This window comes from Myroides odoratimimus (genome assembly GCF_030326305.1).
In the GTDB taxonomy this organism is placed as follows: domain Bacteria; phylum Bacteroidota; class Bacteroidia; order Flavobacteriales; family Flavobacteriaceae; genus Flavobacterium; species Flavobacterium odoratimimum_A.
In genome coordinates this window covers 41,443-61,748 of the sequence record NZ_JACAKB010000002.1, presented here as the reverse complement: position 1 = coordinate 61,748, position 20,306 = coordinate 41,443, and the positions used below count along the sequence as shown (strand labels likewise).

The 20,306-nt window shown below is 35.1% G+C and carries 18 protein-coding genes; 13 read left to right on the top strand and 5 right to left on the bottom strand.

Annotated elements, in window-relative coordinates:
• Positions 1-71: 71 nt before the first annotated feature.
• The gene (locus HX049_RS01925) at positions 72-1,163 is read right to left on the bottom strand and encodes a serine hydrolase domain-containing protein (protein ID WP_286413601.1); all 1,092 of its coding nucleotides are present in this window, start codon (positions 1,161-1,163) and stop codon (positions 72-74) included.
• 214 nt (positions 1,164-1,377) lie between these two features.
• On the opposite strand from HX049_RS01925, the gene ffh reads away from it, so the two are divergent.
• The 7 genes from ffh (at position 1,378) to HX049_RS01890 (ending at position 8,579) form a co-directional block, all read left to right on the top strand.
• The gene (gene ffh, locus HX049_RS01920) at positions 1,378-2,718 is read left to right on the top strand and encodes a signal recognition particle protein (RefSeq protein WP_131540649.1); all 1,341 of its coding nucleotides are present in this window, start codon (positions 1,378-1,380) and stop codon (positions 2,716-2,718) included.
• Between the two features lie 78 nt (positions 2,719-2,796).
• Complete coding sequence (locus HX049_RS01915) at positions 2,797-3,684, top strand: bifunctional 5,10-methylenetetrahydrofolate dehydrogenase/5,10-methenyltetrahydrofolate cyclohydrolase (protein WP_006256929.1); 888 nt, start codon at positions 2,797-2,799, stop codon at positions 3,682-3,684.
• A gap of 193 nt (positions 3,685-3,877) precedes the next feature.
• Positions 3,878-5,134, top strand: coding sequence for an NAD(P)/FAD-dependent oxidoreductase (locus HX049_RS01910; protein WP_286413598.1), 1,257 nt, complete (start codon positions 3,878-3,880; stop codon positions 5,132-5,134).
• A 46-nt stretch (positions 5,135-5,180) separates the two neighbouring features.
• Complete coding sequence (locus tag HX049_RS01905) at positions 5,181-5,621, top strand: bleomycin resistance protein (RefSeq protein ID WP_286413596.1); 441 nt, start codon at positions 5,181-5,183, stop codon at positions 5,619-5,621.
• Positions 5,622-5,680: 59 nt separating this feature from the next.
• Entirely contained in the window at positions 5,681-6,922 is a 1,242-nt protein-coding gene (locus HX049_RS01900) for a hypothetical protein (RefSeq protein ID WP_286413593.1), read from the top strand.
• 116 nt (positions 6,923-7,038) lie between these two features.
• Positions 7,039-8,070, top strand: a complete 1,032-nt coding sequence (locus HX049_RS01895) for an alpha/beta hydrolase (protein ID WP_286413590.1) — start codon at positions 7,039-7,041, stop codon at positions 8,068-8,070.
• 92 nt (positions 8,071-8,162) lie between these two features.
• Positions 8,163-8,579 (top strand): hypothetical protein, encoded by a 417-nt coding sequence (locus tag HX049_RS01890; RefSeq protein ID WP_131540653.1) that lies wholly within the window; start codon positions 8,163-8,165, stop codon positions 8,577-8,579.
• 48 nt (positions 8,580-8,627) lie between these two features.
• On the opposite strand, the gene HX049_RS01885 is transcribed toward HX049_RS01890, so the two are convergent.
• A complete protein-coding gene (locus HX049_RS01885) occupies positions 8,628-11,000 on the bottom strand; it encodes an erythromycin esterase family protein (RefSeq protein WP_286413588.1) in 2,373 nt (790 codons plus the stop codon).
• Positions 11,001-11,260: 260 nt separating this feature from the next.
• On the opposite strand from HX049_RS01885, the gene HX049_RS01880 reads away from it, so the two are divergent.
• Positions 11,261-11,569 (top strand): DUF805 domain-containing protein, encoded by a 309-nt coding sequence (locus tag HX049_RS01880; protein WP_286413586.1) that lies wholly within the window; start codon positions 11,261-11,263, stop codon positions 11,567-11,569.
• A 64-nt stretch (positions 11,570-11,633) separates the two neighbouring features.
• Here HX049_RS01880 and HX049_RS01875 read toward each other — a convergent pair whose 3' ends face one another.
• Complete coding sequence (locus tag HX049_RS01875) at positions 11,634-12,365, bottom strand: phytanoyl-CoA dioxygenase family protein (RefSeq protein ID WP_286413584.1); 732 nt, start codon at positions 12,363-12,365, stop codon at positions 11,634-11,636.
• Between the two features lie 205 nt (positions 12,366-12,570).
• Here HX049_RS01875 and HX049_RS01870 point away from each other — a divergent pair, with 205 nt between their 5' ends.
• Positions 12,571-14,346 carry a MutS-related protein gene (locus HX049_RS01870; RefSeq protein ID WP_286413583.1) on the top strand — a complete coding sequence of 592 codons (1,776 nt, stop codon included), beginning with the start codon at positions 12,571-12,573 and terminating at the stop codon, positions 14,344-14,346.
• Between the two features lie 312 nt (positions 14,347-14,658).
• Here the strand turns inward: HX049_RS01870 and HX049_RS01865 are convergent, their stop codons facing one another.
• On the bottom strand, positions 14,659-15,471 hold the full coding sequence (locus HX049_RS01865; RefSeq protein ID WP_131540657.1) for a purine-nucleoside phosphorylase: 813 nt from the start codon (positions 15,469-15,471) through the stop codon (positions 14,659-14,661).
• The gene (lpxK, locus tag HX049_RS01860; RefSeq protein ID WP_286413581.1) at positions 15,443-16,468 is read right to left on the bottom strand and encodes a tetraacyldisaccharide 4'-kinase; all 1,026 of its coding nucleotides are present in this window, start codon (positions 16,466-16,468) and stop codon (positions 15,443-15,445) included. The genes HX049_RS01865 and lpxK overlap by 29 nt, the downstream gene beginning before the upstream one ends.
• Before the next feature lie 68 nt (positions 16,469-16,536).
• On the opposite strand from lpxK, the gene HX049_RS01855 reads away from it, so the two are divergent.
• The 4 genes from HX049_RS01855 to rluF are packed head-to-tail and all read left to right on the top strand — an operon-like array spanning position 16,537 to position 20,271.
• Positions 16,537-17,631: a Nif3-like dinuclear metal center hexameric protein gene (locus tag HX049_RS01855; protein ID WP_286413580.1), complete on the top strand. Its 1,095-nt coding sequence runs from the start codon at positions 16,537-16,539 to the stop codon at positions 17,629-17,631.
• A 2-nt stretch (positions 17,632-17,633) separates the two neighbouring features.
• On the top strand, positions 17,634-18,413 hold the full coding sequence (locus tag HX049_RS01850) for a zinc ribbon domain-containing protein (RefSeq protein WP_131541089.1): 780 nt from the start codon (positions 17,634-17,636) through the stop codon (positions 18,411-18,413).
• Positions 18,414-18,464: 51 nt separating this feature from the next.
• Positions 18,465-19,295, top strand: coding sequence for an alpha/beta hydrolase (locus HX049_RS01845; protein WP_286413579.1), 831 nt, complete (start codon positions 18,465-18,467; stop codon positions 19,293-19,295).
• 49 nt (positions 19,296-19,344) lie between these two features.
• Positions 19,345-20,271 carry a 23S rRNA pseudouridine(2604) synthase RluF gene (gene rluF, locus HX049_RS01840; RefSeq protein ID WP_286413578.1) on the top strand — a complete coding sequence of 309 codons (927 nt, stop codon included), beginning with the start codon at positions 19,345-19,347 and terminating at the stop codon, positions 20,269-20,271.
• The last annotated feature ends 35 nt before the right edge of the window (positions 20,272-20,306 follow it).

The window sequence follows — 20,306 nt, the reverse complement described above, 5'->3', positions numbered from 1 at the left end:
CTGCAAAATTAAGGATAAAAGGGAAATGGGAAAGAGCATTGTTTTAAAATTAAAGCTAATGTTTATTGTATTTACTTATTAGCGTCTTTCATCACTTGCACTATTTTCATTACAGCCTGTTGAGCATTAGCAGTACCGCTGTTTGCCATAATGATATAGGCAGTATTCGATATTCCGTCTATCTGTGTATAGGTAAAGAATGTACCATCAGAACCGGCGTGGTCATATAGCTTAGTAGTCTCATTGATAAGATTCCCCCAACCTATGGCATATTTGCTTTGACTGTTAAATAAGAAGTCATAAGTACTTGCCTTAAGAGCGTTGTTTTGACCTGCAAGACCTTGTAGATTGAGTTGAATGTATTTGATATAATTCTCTATATTCATACTTAAGTCACCAGCAGGCTCTATAAGGGTTAATGCATAGTTATAAGTAGGAGGTACAGATTCTAGTACATCATACTGTAGGGCATGTCCCCAAGGTTGGTTTTCTAGATTGCGATTTGGCCAGCCGATGACGAAGTCTATACCTAGTTCGTTGGTTAGAATTTCTTTTGCTAGTTCTTCCCAAGATTTGTTAGCTACTTTCTCTAACATAGAAGCTGCTATACTATACCCTGCATTAGAATAGGTATATCCATCAGGAGCCTCTAGTGGAGACATCGTTAATACATGTTGAGCGAAAGCTTGTCGCTGTTGTTGCTTTGTTCCTTCAAATTTAGGCAGACCAATGCGTTCCGTACCACTAGTGAAGGCATGTACTTTAGCTCTATGAGAGAAGAAGTCCTTCAGCGTAGCGTTATAGTATGCAGGATTAGCAGATTCTTTTGCTTCTGGGAATAGATCAAAATAGGTAGTATTCCATTTGATTTTGCCTTGTTCTACTAGTTTGGCAGCTATAAACCCTGTAATGGCTTTAGAGTTAGAACCTAAGTGGAAGTAGTCTTTTAGGTCAGCATTAGAAGGTGTGTTCTTTTCACTGAATTTGTGATGTCCAGAGATGCCTTTTTGAACAGTCTGATCTTTTGTTACAATGGCAAAGGCCACTTCAGGTACGTTGTACAGGTTGCGTATACTATCTATTTTAGTGTGTAAGTCCTGACTGTATATCGTTTGACTATATGATAATATGAAGGCAGAGGTTAGTATAAGTAGTTTTTTCATGTTTTGGATTTATTATAATAACTAAGGTAATGATATTCGGTTTATAAATAAGTTTTTCTCCTTTGAAAAGATTTGGTAGAGAGAAGGTAATTGGTGATAAATAACCGAAATAACAAATAATTTTTAAAAAAGTATGTTTTGTTGCTTTTGCTTTTTGTGACTTAACGAGTTAAATAGTATCTTTGGCGACTCAAAGTATTAAAATAATACCGATATGTTTGATAATTTAAGTGATAAATTAGATAAAGCCTTTCATATCCTTAAGGGACACGGCAAGATTACAGAAGTCAATGTAGCAGACACTCTAAAAGAGGTTCGTAGAGCTCTATTAGATGCCGACGTTAACTTTAAGATTGCTAAAGATTTTACTAATGTAGTAAAAGAAAAAGCCTTAGGACAAGAGGTACTTACAACTTTACAACCAGGACAATTGATGATCAAAATCGTTAAGGACGAGTTGACTCAATTAATGGGAGGTGAGGCTGCAGGTATTAACTTATCTGGTAATCCTTCAGTTATTTTAATGTCAGGTTTGCAAGGGTCAGGGAAAACAACATTCTCTGGTAAACTAGCAAACTTCTTAAAGACAAAGAAAAATAAGAAACCTTTATTGGTAGCGTGTGACGTATATCGTCCTGCGGCTATTAATCAGTTACACGTAGTAGGTGATCAATTAGGTATAGAAGTATATTCAGAAGAAGGAAATAACAATCCTGTACTAATTGCAGAGAATGCTATTAAGCATGCTAAGGCAAATGGATTCAACGTAGTGATCGTCGATACAGCTGGTCGTCTAGCAGTAGACGAGGAGATGATGACGGAGATCGCTAATATCCACAAAGCTATTACACCACATGAGACGCTATTCGTAGTGGACTCTATGACAGGACAAGATGCCGTAAATACAGCGAAAGCTTTTAACGATAGATTAAACTTCGATGGGGTAATCCTTACTAAGTTAGATGGGGATACACGTGGAGGAGCTGCAATCTCAATTAAATCAGTAGTAAATAAACCGATTAAGTTTATCGGTACTGGTGAGAAGATGGAGGCGATAGATGTGTTCTATCCAGATCGTATGGCAGACCGTATCTTAGGGATGGGAGACGTTATCTCGTTAGTAGAGCGTGCACAGGCTCAATACGACGAAGAAGAGGCTCGTAAAATCCAGAAGAAAATCGCGAAGAATGAGTTTGGTTTTGACGATTTCTTAAATCAGATTCAGCAAGTGAAGAAGATGGGGAATATGAAAGACTTGATGGGGATGATACCTGGAGTTGGAAAAGCAATGAAAGATGTAGAGATAGAAGATGATGCGTTTAAACATATCGAGGCTATTATCTACTCAATGACTCCTGCAGAACGTTCTAAACCATCTATTATAGATGTAAAACGCAAGAACCGTATCGCTAAAGGATCGGGTACAGATATACAACAAGTGAATCAATTGCTTAAGCAATTCGATCAAATGAGCAAAATGATGAAGATGATGCAAGGGGCAAAAGGAAAGAATTTGATGAGAATGATGGGGCAAATGAAAGGCATGCAAAGATAATTAAAGAAGAAGGTTTAAGGTTCATTATGAGGTTTAAACCTTCTTTATTTACATACACACAACACACATTTTATTTTAATGCAACTACTAGACGGAAAAAAGGTATCGGAAGATATCAAGAATGAGATCGCTGTTGAGGTTCAACAGATGAAGGCTCGTGGAGAAAAAGTACCTCACTTAGCAGCAGTTATTGTTGGTACTAATGGAGCAAGTTTAACTTACGTAGGAAGTAAGGTTAAGTCTTGTGAGAAAGTAGGTTTTGAATCTACATTAGTTTCTTTGCCAGAAGAGACGACAGAAGAAGAACTTTTAGCTAAAGTAAAAGAATTGAATGCTGATCCTGCTATAGATGGATATATCGTTCAATTACCTCTTCCAAAACACATTGATGAGCAAAAAATCTTATTAGCTATCGATGCGGATAAAGATGTAGATGGGTTTCACCCAACGAACTTCGGTCGTATGGCACTAGAGATGGAAACATTCTTGCCAGCTACACCTTATGGAATCATGGAATTATTAGAGCGTTATAAAGTAGAGACAGCAGGTAAAAACGTAGTAGTTATCGGTCGTTCTCACATTGTAGGTCGCCCTATGAGTATCTTGTTAAGCCGCAAAGGTTATCCTGGGGATGCTACTGTGACACTTACGCATAGTCGCACTAAGAATATTGCAGAGATTACTAGAGAAGCAGATATTATCATTTCAGCACTAGGAGTGCCTTACTTCTTAAAAGGAGATATGGTGAAGGACGGGGTAACTGTAGTAGACGTAGGTATCACTCGTGTACCAGACGAGACTAATCCTAGAGGATACGTTATCGCAGGAGATGTAGACTTTGACGAAGTTAGTAAGAAAGCTGCTTTTATCACTCCTGTACCTGGTGGTGTAGGACCAATGACAATAGCGATGTTATTAAAGAATACTTTATTAGCTAGATCTAGAAGAGCTAAAAAAGGGGAATAAGAATTAGGCTATTCTATTTATATATGAAGAGAGATGAGAGATCATCTCTCTTTTTTTGTTTTATTGGGTATGTATTGCGTGATACATAATGTATTTCGATTAATAAATTATAAACAGTATTGTAACATTTGTTACAATGCATTCTGTGAATGATTGATATTTTAGTATATTAACCGAAACAATATTGTAAATCATGAAAACTCATTATCAAATTCTTATTATAGGGGCAGGAACTGCTGGTATAATGACAGCAGCTCAGCTAAAGAAGCGTAATCGCAATATAGAAGTTGGGATTATAGATGCTTCAGAATTACATTACTATCAACCTGCATTTACACTAGTAGGAGCAGGAGCTTATGATAAGAAAAAAACGATAAAACCTACAAAGGATCTTATACCTAGTGGAGTAGATTGGATTCGCGATATGGTGGTTTCTATAGATGCTCATAATAATCGCCTAAGTACTAAAGAAGGACTAAGCTATACTTATGATTATCTAGTAGTATGTCCTGGTTTGGTAAATGATTTATCTTTAATAGAAGGATTAGCAGATGCTGTAGAGAAAGGTGTAGTGTGTAGTAACTATATAGATCCAGAATATACTTGGAAGTTATTACAAGAATTTAAAGGAGGAACGGCTATTTTCACTCAACCGAATACACCTATTAAATGTGGTGGAGCCCCTCAGAAGATCATGTATCTGGCATGTGATTATTTTCGCAAGAAAGGAATAGCTAAGAATACTAAAGTTCACTTCCCAATGCCTGGGAGTGTTATTTTTGGAGTTAAACCTATTGCAGAGACCTTAATGAAAGTGGTTGATAGATACGGTATTGATTTCAAGCCATTTCATAATCCGATTAGGATAGATACTGATAATCGAAAAGTATACTTTAAACAGATGAATATGCAAGATAATAAGTGTGTGGTGATTTCGGATGAAAGTACGATCACTACTGATAATAGCATAGTAGAAATGTCTTTTGACTTCTTGCATTTAGCACCGCCTCAAGTGGCTCCACAGTTTGTAAGAGAATCTAATTTAGTAAATACAGCTGGTTGGTTAGATGTTGATTTAAACAGTTTACAACACAATAAGTATGCTAACGTATTCGGACTAGGAGATGTAGCAGGCTTACCTACAGCTAAGACAGGTGCTGCAATACGTAAGCAAGTTCCTGTAGTGGTAGATAATTTATGTAAGCTAATAGCTAACGGCGAAGCTACAAATAAAGAGTATTTAGGATATTCTTCTTGTCCATTAGTGACAGGTTATGGAAAGATGGTGTTGGCTGAGTTTAATTATAAGAATGAGTTTATGCCTGATCCTAAGTTAAAGCAAATGTTTATTTCGAATAGTGATCAAGAGCATTGGCGCTTATGGATGTTGAAGAAATATATGTTACCCTATTTATATTGGAATAAAATGATGAAAGGGAAGCAAGTGTAAAAAGGTTTTATAGAGTAAGTTGTATTTTTAGTAAAAAGTATGTGTAATGAGAAGTGATAGTATAAAATGGGCAGCTTTAGTACCAGAGTTTGTAGTATCTGACTTAGCTAGTAGTTTACAGTTCTGGTGTGATTACATAGGTTTTGAAGTAATGTATGATCGCAAGGAAGAACACTTTGCTTATTTAGGTATGGGAGAAGCACAAGTAATGTTAGAACAATATAATCCTGCTGATAGAGAATGGGAGACAGGCGTTATGGAAAAGCCATATGGTAGAGGAATAAACTTTCAAATAGAAGTAAATGCCATAATACCTATTCTAAAACGACTTCAAGAGGCTAAATATAATGTGTTTATTGATGTAGAAGAGCGTTGGTATAGAGTAGAAGATGTAGAGTTCGGTCAGAAGCAGTTCTTAGTACAAGATCCAGATGGCTATTTATTGAGGTTAATCGAGAACTTAGGAGAGCGAAAATTAGCTGAATAAAGTGATTGCATTAGAAGACATAAGTCAATACTTTAGTGCTGTGATAAAACATAGAAGAGATGAAAGCAAGAGAAGAGCTACAGACTAAGTGGTATAAGAAAGGCGAGAAGTATGCTAAGGAGATTAATGATATGGTTGCTTTCGGTACAGAACACGGCTGGGAAAAATGGGATGGTAAAGAAGCAGAGGACACAAGAGGTAAACTTGCAGAAGCAGTTATTGAGTTATTAAGAGAGGCAAATGCTAATGGTACAGTAGATACTTTTAGACAAGAGTTTCCTCCTGCACACGCTCCAATTGTACAGATGTTGGATGATAATGGAAGTTATATAGGAGATATTTGTTATATAGCAGAAGATAGTGTTGTTTTTATGCAAGGGACTTCTTATGAAGAAAGACAAGCATATATAGCAAAAGGAACAGAAGTAGTAGCATTAGATAAAGAGATTAAAAGCATCGGACAGTCTATGCGCAATCTTGTTTATGCGATAGCATACGCAGATAAGATAGTGACTCGTCAAGGATGGGAAGGAGAAATTATAGCAGAGTTTACATTAGATACTTTAGCGAATATAGGAATTACAAGACTTATTCCTTTTAATGATGGGCAGAAAGTCTTGTTCATTTCTTCAGAGGGAATTTATTTATTAAATACTAAACAAGAGAAACTGTTGTTTCCAATACTAGAAGAAGGGGAAGAAAACAATGGATTATCTATGGATCATGCTACTTTATCTCACGACAATAAATATATTGTAGTAGGAGAGCAGTGTAGCGATCACATCGTTTTGGACAGTGAAGGAGATAAAGTAGGATCAGTAGGTCCACAATCTGAATATCCACATTATTGTTTGTTTACTAAAGATGATAAACAACTATTGACTAACTCTTGTCATTTTTACAATGGGATATCGATAGGTGTAGATGGAGATAAGCTAGATGGAATGGATATACCAGGGTGGGATGATCATGAGGATATTACAATATTAGATGAAGGAATGCGTGTGTATGCTGGTGTAGCTTTTAATGACTACTATATCTTAGGAGATGCTTATGGATATATCAGAGCAATACATAAAGACGGAAGAGAGCTGTGGCAACATTTCTTAGGTTCTACCATAAGTGGAATGGTATTATCAGAAGATGAGAAGACATTGTATGTAGGTACACATGCAGGTATATTACACAAGTTGACTTTGAATAAGCCTGTAAGAGATACACATACTATTGGTACTGCCGATATTTATGAAGATTTCCGTTTGTTACTTTGGAAGAATGAGAATAGCGTATTAGTGTGGTAATCACTTGATATAAGAATGAATAAAGCTACTTTACGATATGTTAAAGTAGCTTTTTTTTATACTAAAGGTTTTGATTAAGTAGTTATCTATAGAACACTTAACTAAAACTTATAATTATGAAACACTTAATTTTATACAGCTTTCTACTGATTACCTCGATGGGTATAGGACAGAATGCTAAGACTGACTTAGAAACCTATGTCCCTAAAAAAGACAATTACTCTTTTACTACGATTAAATTTAATGTACCTGCCTTTCATTGGAAAGAAAAGATAGATAGTGTTTCTTTTGAAGGGAGTTTGATTATACCTTTGACAGGCTTCGATAAAGTAGTGATTATTAAACCAGGTACAGGATATAATACACGTAATACACATAGCTATTTAGCAGAAGCCTTATTAGATCACAATGTAGCTGTATTTAGATATGATGAAAGAGAGATGGGAAATTCAGGAGGAACAGGAGGTGGAGATATGTCATATAGCCCTTCTATGATGGGTGCAGAATTAGCTTCTGCCTTTCAGATGTTAAAGAAGAGACAAGAGTTAAAGGATAAAAAGATTGGTGTGATAGGACATAGCATGGGAGGGATAGCTATTATGGATGCTTATGCTCATTCTTTTGACCCTGATTTCTTAGTGATGTTATCATCACCTGTTGTTTCTGGTAAAGAGATGTTTCTATACCAACTAAGACAAGAAGAGAATGGTTTTCAAGATTACTTTGCGTATGATACTCAAGAAGAAAAAGAAAAGGTGTATAACGAATTAGCGGATTATTATATTTCAATTAAGGATGATAAGAACTATTGGAAGATGTATAAGAAAAAGATGAAGGAGATAGGATATACAGATAAGAAAACTAAAACGAGGTATCGATTTCTAATAGGACGTACAGAAAAAGATTTAGTAGCAAAAGACAATCAGGATAAGTATAGAGCGATAGCTATACCGATGTTTTATATGATAGGAGATCAAGACGTATTAGTAGATCCTATTAGCAATGTTGAGTTGCTTAAGAGTTTTCATAATAAGAATATAACAATAGATGTACTAGAAGGGGAAAATCATTTTTTCGCTGATGGAGAAAGTTATGAAATCCATCAAGAACCTAAACAAAAAATAGTGGACTGGGTGTTAAAGCAATAGTTGATTTAATTAGCATTTCAATACCTTATTTTTATCATTATATTAAGATTAGAAAGAGTAAATTAGAGGCTCATAATTTCACGCTATACCTCATGAAAAAGATAAGATACAGTATTGTAGCACTAGGTGTTACAGCGCTCTGTTTTGCGCAAGAACCTCAAGAGAAAACGATAAATGCTAAAGATAGTTTACCAACTTCAGTACAGAAAATATCAGAAGTGAACCCTGGTAATAAGGTATCTTTACAAGAATATGTGGAAGAGTTATATATCAACACATGTAAGCTATACAATAGAGGAGCTGTTCCTTTAGTAGATTCAGGAGATTATGATGTATTATTAGTAGATAAGAAGGGGAGTGCAGAGGGGAGTAAGTTCGTTAAATCAAAAGACTTAGCCTTACTCAAGATAGAAGAGGTGAAGGAAATAAAATATGAGAAGTCAAAACAAACTGACATGATGTACGGTACTAGAGGAGGTGCATTTGGGATAGTTGTTATTACTAAATAAAATAGAAGAGGCTGTAATCCCATTACAGCCTCTTTTTGTTTAACTTAATTATGGTTTATACTGAGGGTTTTCTTTGTAGAAGTTGTTCCAAAAGTCCTCATTGTAAGATACCCTATCTAGTAAAGTTTTGCTTTTGTTTTTAAATTCATACTCTATGAATTCGACGTCATTTGTTTTTAAATCAAATAAATGTGAGTCAGTAGAGCTGGTGAAATTATGTTTCTCTCCATTATGATAAGTTTCTTCACTAAAGGATCTATAGAAGAAGTTAGTAGCATAGTATTTACCATTATTGAGGAGATCTTTGAATACGCTGATATTTTCTTCCTTAGCAGTCCTTAATGCAATACGCTCTATATTAGAATTGTGTTTATACTTACTTTTTAAATAGTCAGCATCTAATGATGATTCCCATGTTTCAACCACTTTTACTATGGCATAGTTATCTTGATTAATATAAATTCTACCTGAGTATTTAGAGGGATCAGCTTTATTAGTGTAATTCCAACCCTCTCTCTCTGTTTCGAATGCGATAACATATAAGTTACTATCATTAGGATCTTTAGATTCTATAAACGAGAGTTTAAACTTCTTGTATTTTCTTTTGTGTAATATATTAGAGTATTGAATTGGATTCTCTCTGCCTCTAAAAATATGGTCTGTATTTTTTATGTTCTTAATACCTCTATTGTTCCATTTTACTTGTTGTACCTCAAAAGTTGTTCTGTTCAAGCCTAAATAGGTTTCCTGGTAATCTTTAGTTATCATTTCAAGGTCAAATATTTTAGTATCGTTCTTATAGATTAATTCATTACTAAATCTAGTGAAGTTAAATGGTTCAGTAGGGTGGTTCTCAGCTTTCTTTTTGATAGCAAGGCGGAGTACTTCTTTTGGAGTAAGTTGTTTGGTGATAACTAATTCATCTAGTAAGTCAAAGTTGGCTTCTAAGGAGATAACAGAAGCTAATTCATTTAAGGATACAGTATAGTTATCATATCCTAGAGCTTGTATCTCTAGTGTAGAGTTGCCTTTTGTCTTAGGGTCAAAAGGCAGTTCATAATACCCATTATCATCCGTTACTCTATAGATATCTTGTTCTACTAAAATAATAGTTGCAAAGGCGATAGGCTGTTGAGTATCTTTATCTACTAGTTGTCCTTTAAAAGAACCTTGTTCTTGCTTAATTTCTTTAGAAGGTACAGTTACCTTGTTTTGGGTATCTTGTTTCTTTATCTTTTTTCGCTCTGCTTGTGAAGCAGTATTTAGAAATATATAACCATCGTGAAATAAGTCTAATCTCTCCTTCGTATACTCTACGAAGTGAAGTAGCCTTGTGTCCATAGGTCGATGCATTGCTTCCTGATTAGAAGAAATATACAGATAAGGAGTGTTTAACTTTTGTAACTGATCTTCAAAAGAACCTTCTTGAATAGGAGTAGCATGTAATGTACGTGTCCCTGTATCGAATAGGGAATCATTGGCATGTAACGTACCTAGACTAAATACTTTCCCTTTATAATAATCTTTTATTTGTCGTCCCATAGAGATGAAGGCTCTTGCTTGTACATTTCCACTATTCGGGTTGCTGTACATAACATGGATATTATCAGCCCACACCATGATTTTTTCTTGAGGATGCCTTTTAATATACTGTATTAAGTTATCCGCCATCTGCTTATCGCGATAGTTGTCATCTTTAGAGGCAAGGTCACTTGTCATAATAGGTTCTTTCATATCATTGACTGATTGTGCAGTGCTTAGAAGACCTTTAGTGATTTGTACCCAAGTAAGATTAGTGTCTGTTTGAGGTAACCTCTCTATAGCAGTAATTATTCTTTTAAGCTCTTTTTCAAAAGCAGTAAATTTGATATCTTGATTATCGTATTTGTAAGTAACTAGCAATGCCTCTAATGCGATACCGAAGTCATCCGAGTCAAGCTTTAAACTTATTTTTTGTTGCTCTAGGTAAGTAAAGAAGTCTTCTATGAAGATATCCTCATTTAGGATTTGCGGGTCATATCCTATCACTTTAAGGTTATTATCTTCTATATACTTAACTAATCTTTGAAACTCTTTGCTATTACTCCATGCATCAAATATAGCTTGATTAAACGCATCAGGATTAAACCCCTGTTGATTCATCTTCCATATATCATATACAGGAGACTCCATAGCGAAAGTAGTAAAGCCCATTTCTTGGTGTAGATATTCAACTACTCTTGTCTTCATCTCAAAGATATTATCATACATATGTGTTTGTTCTCCTAACATGACGATTTGCTTGTCTTTTAGCTCTTCTTTAAGGAAAGACAGGTCTGTTAGTTCCTTAGTATCTGGAGGAAGTAGTGGTTGTATGATTAACTCTTGTGCTTTAGTTGCGGTGATTGCTAAAGCCATTAGTAAGGTGAATAAAAATCTCATATTATAGTGTTTATTTCTAGTTGGTTATAGATATAACCTTAAATATAAGGTTCTTATTGTTTAATCAGGAGGTGTTGTTTGATTGTTTAACATATTTATCATAAGGTGTCATGTGTTTTGAAATTAAAATAACAATAACCAATATAGCTATACAAAACGTTGCTTTATCCTCAATAAGCTTATCTATTACTTACTTAAGGGAAGTGATTTTTTTACTAGTTTTTGTTTAAATTTGACGCTTCAAAATAAATTGAATAATTGTGATAAAAGAGGCATTTTCTTATAAAGGGACTATCAACAGAAAGGCATATATCGTAAGTCTGGTAACTTACTTTGTGCTATTGTTTTTAAGCTTCTCAGTATTTGCGAGATTAAGTGGCGCTTTTTTCGGAATACTATTTCTAATAGCCTTTATAGGGTTACATATTTATCTTTTTGGTAAAGGGACTAGACGCTGTCACGATTTAGGTAAGAAAGGGTGGGAACAGTTTAACTTTAAAACTTGGTTAGGTATGTTATCTAGAGAGATAAAAGTGACGAAGCCTATATCAGAGCCAATAGAAAGCTAAAAAGGATATAATGGGTATTATACCATTACATCCTTTTTAGTTACTTCGTATAAAGGGTATACTCTTAGAACACACTGTTGTTTAGAAGAATTAATTCTTCTTCTGTAGGTTGATTTTTAGAGTCTATAAAAGCATTAAAAGCGGGTGTATCATCACAGTAGATGATGTCAAAAGAGAATCTCTCATCCCCATATAGCCCTCTGTGGATACTATTCGCGGAGAAGATAAATAGATCACCCCTATTTAGATTAAACACTTGCCCTCGCTCTAGAGCATCACTTGGATGACGACCATGCTGAGAGAGTCTAGTATCTTCTTCTATAGGGCTATCCCATAGACGATGAGTAGCAGGGATGATTTCTATTCCATTTTCTTTCTTCAAAGGGATTCTAAAGTGAACTACATTTTCTGTCTTAATCTTTTCTTGTTGTTCTTCTATCGAAAGCCCTGTATACTGAATATCCCTATGCCAATAGTTTTTTTGTTCTTTGTGATAAGGGTCAAAGAATAATTGAGTATTTAAGAATTTAGCTTTATCGGGAAAGATAGACTCGACAATATCTGTAAGTTTAGCCTGAGCAATGAATTGGAATAATGCTAGCCTTTCTTGTTTAGTAATAAAAGGACTACTCGTAAGGCTATGACTGTTGATTAATACCTTCTTATACCCTTGTTCATTTTCTATTAGCCATTGCTTGTGAAAGTTGTTAAGTATCAATTCTATAGATGTTAATTCTTCTTCCGTAAAGAAACTAGGTAGATATAGATAACTATTTTGTTCAAAGTCTAGATACATAACGCAGTCATTAGTGATTTCATAATACGAAGATAAACTAGTGAAGTGAAATAGCGCGATGCTAATTTAAATTGTTCTATTTATTCCCTTATTTTCACAATAGATTCTCAATATTATAACTAGAATTAATGAACAAGATATTTTTATTGGTGTATATTTGTTGATGTCTCATTAGAGGCGGTATGGCAAAAAAAATAAATTATCAATGGAAATTTATAACAAAAGACAGTTATTATTTAATACTCAATATAATGCTATAAGAAGTAAGTATAAAATAGTAGGAGCAATACGCTTGGTTGTTTTCTTCGCTATTATTTATTTCTTCTATCTAGCTTTGGCTAACGCAGATACCTTTTACTTATATTTTACAGGAGGGCTTATTGTTGCTTTCTTAGTATTACTACGTGTACACGTAGAGTACTCGTGGAAGATGCGCTATGTACAGGCTCTTAAAGAGATTAATACAGATGAGCTTGCCTTCTTAGAGGAGGATAAAAGACCCTTTGCCGCAGGAGAAGAATTTAAGACTACAGAACACCCTTATGCTTTTGACTTAGATATTTTTGGGCAAAAATCCCTGTATCAATACCTAAATAGAACAGCAACGTTTATAGGAAAACAAAAGCTTGCAGATTTATTAAAAGGCAAATTGACTTCAGAAGCTATTTTAGATAATCAAGAAGCGATTAAGGAACTTTCTCAGAAGGTAGAATGGAGACATGAGATTAATGCTTATAGTAAATTGTCGAATCTAGATGAGAAAGCGTATACAAGATTAAAGAAGTGGAGTGACACAGCCGTAGTACCTATTAGTAAACTAGGCCGTGCATTAAGTTATGTATTACCTGTGCTATTAGGGATTTCGATTGTTTTATACTTTCTGTTAGACCTTGACTTTATGGGATATGTGATCTCTACCTTATTCTCTTTTAACCTAATACTTACTTTATCACAGATAAAGAATATTCAGGCAGAGCTAGGAGGAGCAGATAAGGTACATGAGACTATAGAGAGCTGTAGTTCTATCATTAAGCGTATAGAAAGAGAGACTTTCACTACGGATAAAATGAAATCGTATATCAGTGAGTTAAATAAAGATTCTTTTCAGGCTAGTAAAGAGTTAAAAGAACTGTCTAGACTATTCGAGCAGTTAGAGACTATAGCTAATATTTTTGTGATGGTTGTCTTTAACGGTTTTGTACAGTATCACGTACACGTATTACACCGCTTTTTAAATTGGAAACAGAGCAAAGGACATCTTGTACCTAAAGCAATAGAGATCATAGGAGAAGTAGAAGCGCTTAATTCGCTAGCGAATTTCTCTTATAACAACAGACATTATACCTTCCCAACTATCAGTGAAGAGGGAGAGATGAAGTTTAAAGATCTAGGACATCCTCTGCTGAATGAGAAAAAGAGAGTCTGTAATGACATCAATTTTAGCAACCAACGCTTTGTGATTCTGACAGGATCTAATATGTCTGGTAAGAGTACTTTCTTGCGCACCATAGGGGTTAACCTTGTACTAGCTAGTATAGGTGCGCCTATCTGTGCTACGAAAGCTACTTTCTTCCCACTGCCGTTATTTGTATCGATGAGATTGACAGATTCATTAGAAGATAGTGAGTCTTACTTCTATGCTGAGGTGAAGAGGTTAAAGATGATTATCGAACAGGTGAGAGAGGAGCCATGCTTCGTATTACTAGATGAAATACTTAGAGGAACGAACTCTGATGATAAGCAGAGCGGAACGATAGGAGTAATCCATAAGTTGATTAGGGAGAAGACCTATGGTGTGATCGCTACCCATGATTTAGAGGTATGTGAGACAACGAATAAATTCCCTGATATTCTTATCAATAAATGTTTTGAAGTGGAGATAAAAGAAGATGATTTACACTTTGATTACAAGATTAGAGATGGCGTGTGTCAGAATAAGAATGCCACATTCATTATGAAAAAAATGGAAATTATAGATTAATTTATAGTAGTAGAAAATTCAAAATAGTCACTTCGGTGGCTTTTTTTTGTGCCATTTATTGGAGTGGTCGCATAGTTATCGCATAGTGATGGCATACTGCTCGCATAGTTTTGGCCGTTTTTAATGCAATCACTATGCGATCAAACTACCATTATTATACTAGCACAGGACAGATGGTAAAAAAAAGAACCTGTTTAGGTACTCTGTAGTATTCTTAAAGAAAACTACACAGAGAATCTAAACAGGTCTTTAAAAAAAGAGATACTTCTGCAGAAGAAGTATCTCTTAAAATTACATTATAAGAAAAACTAATTACATAGTTTTAATTAACTCATTAATAAGCTCACGAGCGATAGGCTCAGCAGCTTCTACAGCTCTAAGTACATCTTCGTGATGTGCTTCTACGATACCTTCTTCATTCCCCATATCTGAGATAACAGAGATACCGAATACTTTCATATCCATGTGACGAGCTACGATTACTTCTGGTACTGTAGACATACCTACACAGTCTGCTCCTACAATGCGTACCATTTTATACTCAGCCAATGTTTCAAAAGTTGGCCCTTGTAGTCCGTAGTAGACACCTTGTTTAATATCGAAGTTCTTCGCTTTAGCTATTTCTTGTGCTTTCTTAACTAAAGTTCCTGTATACGCATCATTCATGTTTACGAAACGAGGTCCGAAACGCTCATCATTATGTCCTCTTAGAGGATGATCAGGGAATGCATTGATATGATCTGTGATGATCATAATGTCTCCTACTTTAAATGTAGGGTTAACACCTCCTGAAGCATTAGATACGATTAGTGTTTCTACTCCCATATACTTCATTACTCTGATCGGGAATACTGTTTTTGCCATTTCGTATCCTTCGTAGTAATGGAAACGACCTTGCATAGCCATTACTTTTTTATTACCAATCGTACCAAAGATTAAAGCACCTTTGTGTCCTTGTACAGTAGATACTGGAAAATTAGGAATTTCTGAGTAAGGAATTTCATGCTCTATTTTAATATCAGCAGTAAGGTTTCCTAATCCTGACCCCAATACAATACCTATCTCAGGTTTGAATTGTGTCTTTTCAATTAAATACTTAACCGTTTCTTGTACTTGCTCCCACATAGTTTAAAATTGTTTTATCAAACTCCTCTTGATTGTTTAAAAAAGAAGTCTGAATTGGTAAATAATATAATTTATTCGAGGGGATTAGTCCATTTAAGCGGACATAATCTTTCTCTGTTGTAATAATCTTATTCTCTTTTGCTTTGTTCAAAATTAGTTCAATGTCAGTAGATGAAAAATGATGATGGTCAGGAAATGTTAAACAAATTGTTTTATCGTCCTTTAGATGGTCAAAAAAACTTTGCGGTTTAGCAATACCAGCTACCATTAAAAACTCTTCTTTTTTTAAGTCTTCTACTGAGATAGAATCAGCCTTTGAATATGCAAGTTTACTGAATTCAATATACGTAAAAAAAGACAATTGTCCCAGTTTGAGATTTAATTTTTTAACAATCTCGTTTTGTTCTGTCAATGATAACGTAGGAGGGCATTTGGTGACGATGATGATATCTGCTCGTTTCGCTCCTCTACGACTTTCTCTAAGGTTACCTGTCGGCAATATATAATCGTTATAGTACGGCTCATCATAAGTAGTCAGTAGAATATTAAAACCACCTTTTACAGCTAGGTGCTGAAAAGCATCGTCTAGAACGATGGCTTGGGTGTCTGTTCTTCGTTTTAGGATATTCTCTATTCCGTTTACTCTTTTTGCGTCTACCGCTACAGCTATATTGTCAAACTTGTGATGATATTGGAAGGGTTCATCACCGATTTGTTCCATAGTCGTATGTTCATCTGCGAGGAAGAAGCCCTCACTTTTGCGTTTATACCCTCTACTAAGAGTCGCTATTTTGTATTTGTCTTTTAAAAGTCGTATTATGTATTCCACCATAGGCGTTTTACCAGTACCACCTACACTTAGGTTACCTACTACTATAGTAGGTGTACTAAAAGAGGTTCTCTTCAATATATTTATTGAATAAAGGTAATTGCGCAGGGAAGTGATCCCGCCATATAAGATGGCAAAAGGGAAGAGTAATTTTCGCAGTAATTCCATAATACGAAATTACCAATTTTTTTATCTTTGAGAAAATATATAAATTACAGTTCAAAATTATTTGAGAAATGAAGTTAAGAGAAGTAATCACTGTGTTAGAAGAGATGACACCGTTATCGTATGCAGAGGGATTTGATAATGTCGGGTTATTAGTAGGGGACTATAACTTAGAAGTAAGTGGGATCCTAGTCTGTCATGACGCTTTAGAGACCGTGATAGACGAGGCGATAGAGAAGAAGTGTAATATGGTAGTATGCTTTCACCCAATCTTGTTTTCTGGATTAAAGAAGATAACAGGAAAGAGCTATGTAGAGAGAGCTGTAATTAAAGCGATCAAACACGATATCGCTATCTATGCTATACATACTGCACTAGACAATCATCAGGAAGGGGTGAATAAGATATTCTGTGATACGCTAGGATTAAAGAACACAAGTATATTAATACCGAAAGAGAACTATATCCAAAAGCTAGTGACTTATGCTCCTCGAGTGAATGCAAATGAAGTGAGACAGGCTCTGTTTAATGCAGGAGCTGGAGCTATAGGTAATTATGATTTGTGCAGTTTTACGACAGAAGGCAAGGGAAGTTTCAGAGGGAATGAGAAGAGTAGCCCAGTCATAGGAGAGCCATTAAAATATGAAGAAGTAGAAGAGGTCAAAGTAGAAGTAATATTTGAAAAGCATTTACAAGGTAAGGTATTAAAAGCCTTGTTTGACTTAGACTTCTATGAAGAGAAAGCTTATGAGATCTATACTTTAGAGAATAAACTTCAAAATGTAGGAATGGGAATGATAGGTGAATTAGAAGAAGAGATGGAAGAAGTAGCATTCTTACAGATGGTCAAAACCAAGACGGGTACAGGAGGTATTAGACATAGTGCGTTACTAGGGAAACCGATAAAGAGAGTAGCAGTGTTAGGAGGTTCAGGAAGTTTTGCGATAGGAGCAGCATTATCACAGAAAGTTGATGCTTATATCACCTCAGATTTGAAATACCACGATTATTACCAAGCTGAAAGTCAGATGGTTTTGGCTGATATAGGGCATTTTGAAAGTGAAAGGTATACAAAAAATTATATAACTGACTTTCTTTCAAAAAAAATAACTACTTTTGCAGTTATTTTATCAACAGTAAATACGAATCCAGTTAACTACTTATAATGATGACAAAGAAAAAAGAATTAACCGTTGAAGAGAAGTTAAGAGCACTTTATGACTTGCAATTGATTGACTCAAGAATTGACGAAATCAGAAATATGAGAGGAGAATTGCCTCTTGAAGTTGAAGATCTACAAGATGAGGTTGCTGGACTGAACAAACGCTTAGAAAAATCAAATTTAGACTTAAGTAATATCGAAGCGAGTATTAAGGATAAAAAAGCTGCTATTGAGGAGTTCAAAGCTGCTATCGTAAAATATACTGAGCAACAAAATGAGGTTAAAAACAATAGAGAGTTTAACTCATTAGAAAAAGAGATAGAGTTCCAGAAGTTAGAGATAGAGCTTGCTGAAAAACACATCAAAGAGATGAAAGTTAGCATCGAGCACAAGAAAAACACAATCGCAGAGACAGAAACTAAATTAGCTGCAAGAAAAGAACACTTAGCACATAAAGAAGCTGAATTAAACAGTATTATGTCTGAGACTGAGCGTGAAGAGAAAATCTTATTAGAGAAGTCTGAAGAGTTCAAACAAGATATCGAAGAGCGTTTATTAGTAGCGTATAACAGAATCAGAAATGGTGTTCGTAACGGTTTGGCTGTTGTATCTATCGAGCGTGGTGCTTCAGGAGGATCTTACTTTACTATTCCACCACAAACTCAAGTAGAGATTGCGGCACGTAAGAAGATCATCACGGATGAGCACAGTGGGCGTATTTTAGTAGACAGTGCTTTAGCTGAAGAAGAAAGAGAAAAAATTGAAGCTATTATAGCTAAATTATAATATCAGAAAGCCTCTTGTGAAAGAGGCTTTTTTTATTTCTAGAAGTTATATATGGTTAAGTGTCTAGGTTTATTGATTAATTTATTGTCGTTATTTGCTCCTAAGAGAGCATGCGCTATTGCTTATAAGTTATTCTCTACACCTCGTAAAGGACAGCTTAGGCGAAAGAGTATTCCTTACTTTTTGGCTCAAGCTCATCAAGATAGATTTGTTTATGATGGATTGAGTATTCAATGCTATCGCTGGAATCAGGAGCAATCAGAGTTGCCTTTAGTTATGCTGTTTCACGGCTGGGAGAGTAATGCTGGTCGTTGGGAAGAACTAGTGACTTACTTAGATGATCAGTATCAGTATATCTGTATAGATGCTATGGGACTAGGTCTGAGTGATGGAAGTAATCTGAGTGTTATCGATTATTCTCACTTGATGGATTATTGTTTACGAGCGTTTAGACCACAGTATGTTGTAGCTCATTCACTAGGAGCGTTTGCTTTATTACATCAGATGAGTGTAGTGAAATATGACTTCGTAGAGAAGATTGTTTTAATGGCTTGTCTAGATCGTTTTCAGCATGTAATCAATAATTATATTGATATGTTAGGATACTGGAAGAAGGTGTCAAATGACTTATTGCACTTCTTAGAAGGGTTAATTGATATGGATATGCAGAAATATGCTAGTCGCAACTTTATAAAATCACTGTCTAATCAGACATTGATTATTCACGATAAAGAGGATGTAGTAGTGGAATTGGCTGAGTGTACAGTTTTTCACGATATAGCTAATCAAAAGGGAATAGAGGTTTATTATACAGAAGGATTAGGACACTCTGTTCAGGACAGAATTGTCTTCGAAAAAATTAAGAATTATTTTATGAATTAGCTTCGTTATAGCATTGTTTAATAGCGAATAAAATAGCTAATTTTGTGATATGGAAAAAATGCAAACACGTTTAAATAAATATTTGTCTGAAGTAGGTTTTTGTTCTAGAAGAGAAGCAGATAGACTTATAGATGAGGGGAGAGTCACTGTCAATGGTGTAGTGCCAGAGATGGGGACAAAAGTGTCTGAAGATGATGAGATACGCGTAAATGGACAATTAATCGTTAAAAAAAATGAAGAGAATGTTTATTTAGCTTTTTATAAACCTATTGGTATCGAGTGTACTACTAATACGAGTGTACGCGATAATATCGTGGACTATATTAATTATCCTAAACGCATCTTTCCAGTAGGACGATTAGATAAGGATAGTGAAGGGCTTATTCTGATGACGAATGATGGAGATATCGTGAATAAGATATTGCGCCAAAAGAACGATCATGAGAAAGAGTATATTGTCACTGTAAACAAGCCTATCACAGATCGTTTTATCCAACGTATGGGAGCTGGTGTACCAATATTAGACACAGTGACTAAGAAGTGTAGAGTAGAACAGATCAGTAAGACTGTGTTTAGAATATTTCTTACTCAAGGTTTGAACAGACAGATTAGACGTATGTGTGAGTATTTTGACTATGATGTAGTTGCATTAAAGAGGATACGTATTATTAATATTTCTCTAGATGTACCTGTGGGTACGTATAGAGACTTGACCAAAGCAGAATTAGATGAGCTTAATCGCTTAATAGAGCCTTCTGTAATGACAGAAGAGGCGAGTCTAAATAAGAATCAAGAGAGTCAGCAGAGTATTCGTCGTCGTATGACTACAGGTAAAGACTCAAGTAGAAGAGGAGGAAGTTATGCTAAGGATGAGCGTAGACCTAAGAAAAACTTCGATAGAGAACGCAATAATAGCGTGAATAAACCAAAAGAGGTTAAGAACGAAAGATTAAGAAATAGAAGAAGAGAGAACTAGTTTAGTTCTCTTTTTTTTGTTTGTACTAATCTCTA

Coding starts and splice junctions, on each gene's coding strand:
- HX049_RS01895 (WP_286413590.1), top strand. CDS start 7,039: ATGAAACACTTAATTTTATACAGCTTTCTACTGATTACCTCGATGGGT.
- HX049_RS01850 (WP_131541089.1), top strand. CDS start 17,634: ATGACAAAGAAAAAAGAATTAACCGTTGAAGAGAAGTTAAGAGCACTT.
- lpxK (WP_286413581.1), bottom strand. CDS start 16,468: ATGGAATTACTGCGAAAATTACTCTTCCCTTTTGCCATCTTATATGGC.
- HX049_RS01865 (WP_131540657.1), bottom strand. CDS start 15,471: ATGTGGGAGCAAGTACAAGAAACGGTTAAGTATTTAATTGAAAAGACA.
- HX049_RS01845 (WP_286413579.1), top strand. CDS start 18,465: ATGGTTAAGTGTCTAGGTTTATTGATTAATTTATTGTCGTTATTTGCT.
- rluF (WP_286413578.1), top strand. CDS start 19,345: ATGGAAAAAATGCAAACACGTTTAAATAAATATTTGTCTGAAGTAGGT.
- HX049_RS01875 (WP_286413584.1), bottom strand. CDS start 12,365: ATGTATCTAGACTTTGAACAAAATAGTTATCTATATCTACCTAGTTTC.
- HX049_RS01885 (WP_286413588.1), bottom strand. CDS start 11,000: ATGAGATTTTTATTCACCTTACTAATGGCTTTAGCAATCACCGCAACT.
- HX049_RS01900 (WP_286413593.1), top strand. CDS start 5,681: ATGAAAGCAAGAGAAGAGCTACAGACTAAGTGGTATAAGAAAGGCGAG.
- HX049_RS01905 (WP_286413596.1), top strand. CDS start 5,181: ATGAGAAGTGATAGTATAAAATGGGCAGCTTTAGTACCAGAGTTTGTA.
- HX049_RS01915 (WP_006256929.1), top strand. CDS start 2,797: ATGCAACTACTAGACGGAAAAAAGGTATCGGAAGATATCAAGAATGAG.
- HX049_RS01925 (WP_286413601.1), bottom strand. CDS start 1,163: ATGAAAAAACTACTTATACTAACCTCTGCCTTCATATTATCATATAGT.
- HX049_RS01870 (WP_286413583.1), top strand. CDS start 12,571: ATGGAAATTTATAACAAAAGACAGTTATTATTTAATACTCAATATAAT.
- HX049_RS01890 (WP_131540653.1), top strand. CDS start 8,163: ATGAAAAAGATAAGATACAGTATTGTAGCACTAGGTGTTACAGCGCTC.
- HX049_RS01910 (WP_286413598.1), top strand. CDS start 3,878: ATGAAAACTCATTATCAAATTCTTATTATAGGGGCAGGAACTGCTGGT.
- HX049_RS01855 (WP_286413580.1), top strand. CDS start 16,537: ATGAAGTTAAGAGAAGTAATCACTGTGTTAGAAGAGATGACACCGTTA.
- ffh (WP_131540649.1), top strand. CDS start 1,378: ATGTTTGATAATTTAAGTGATAAATTAGATAAAGCCTTTCATATCCTT.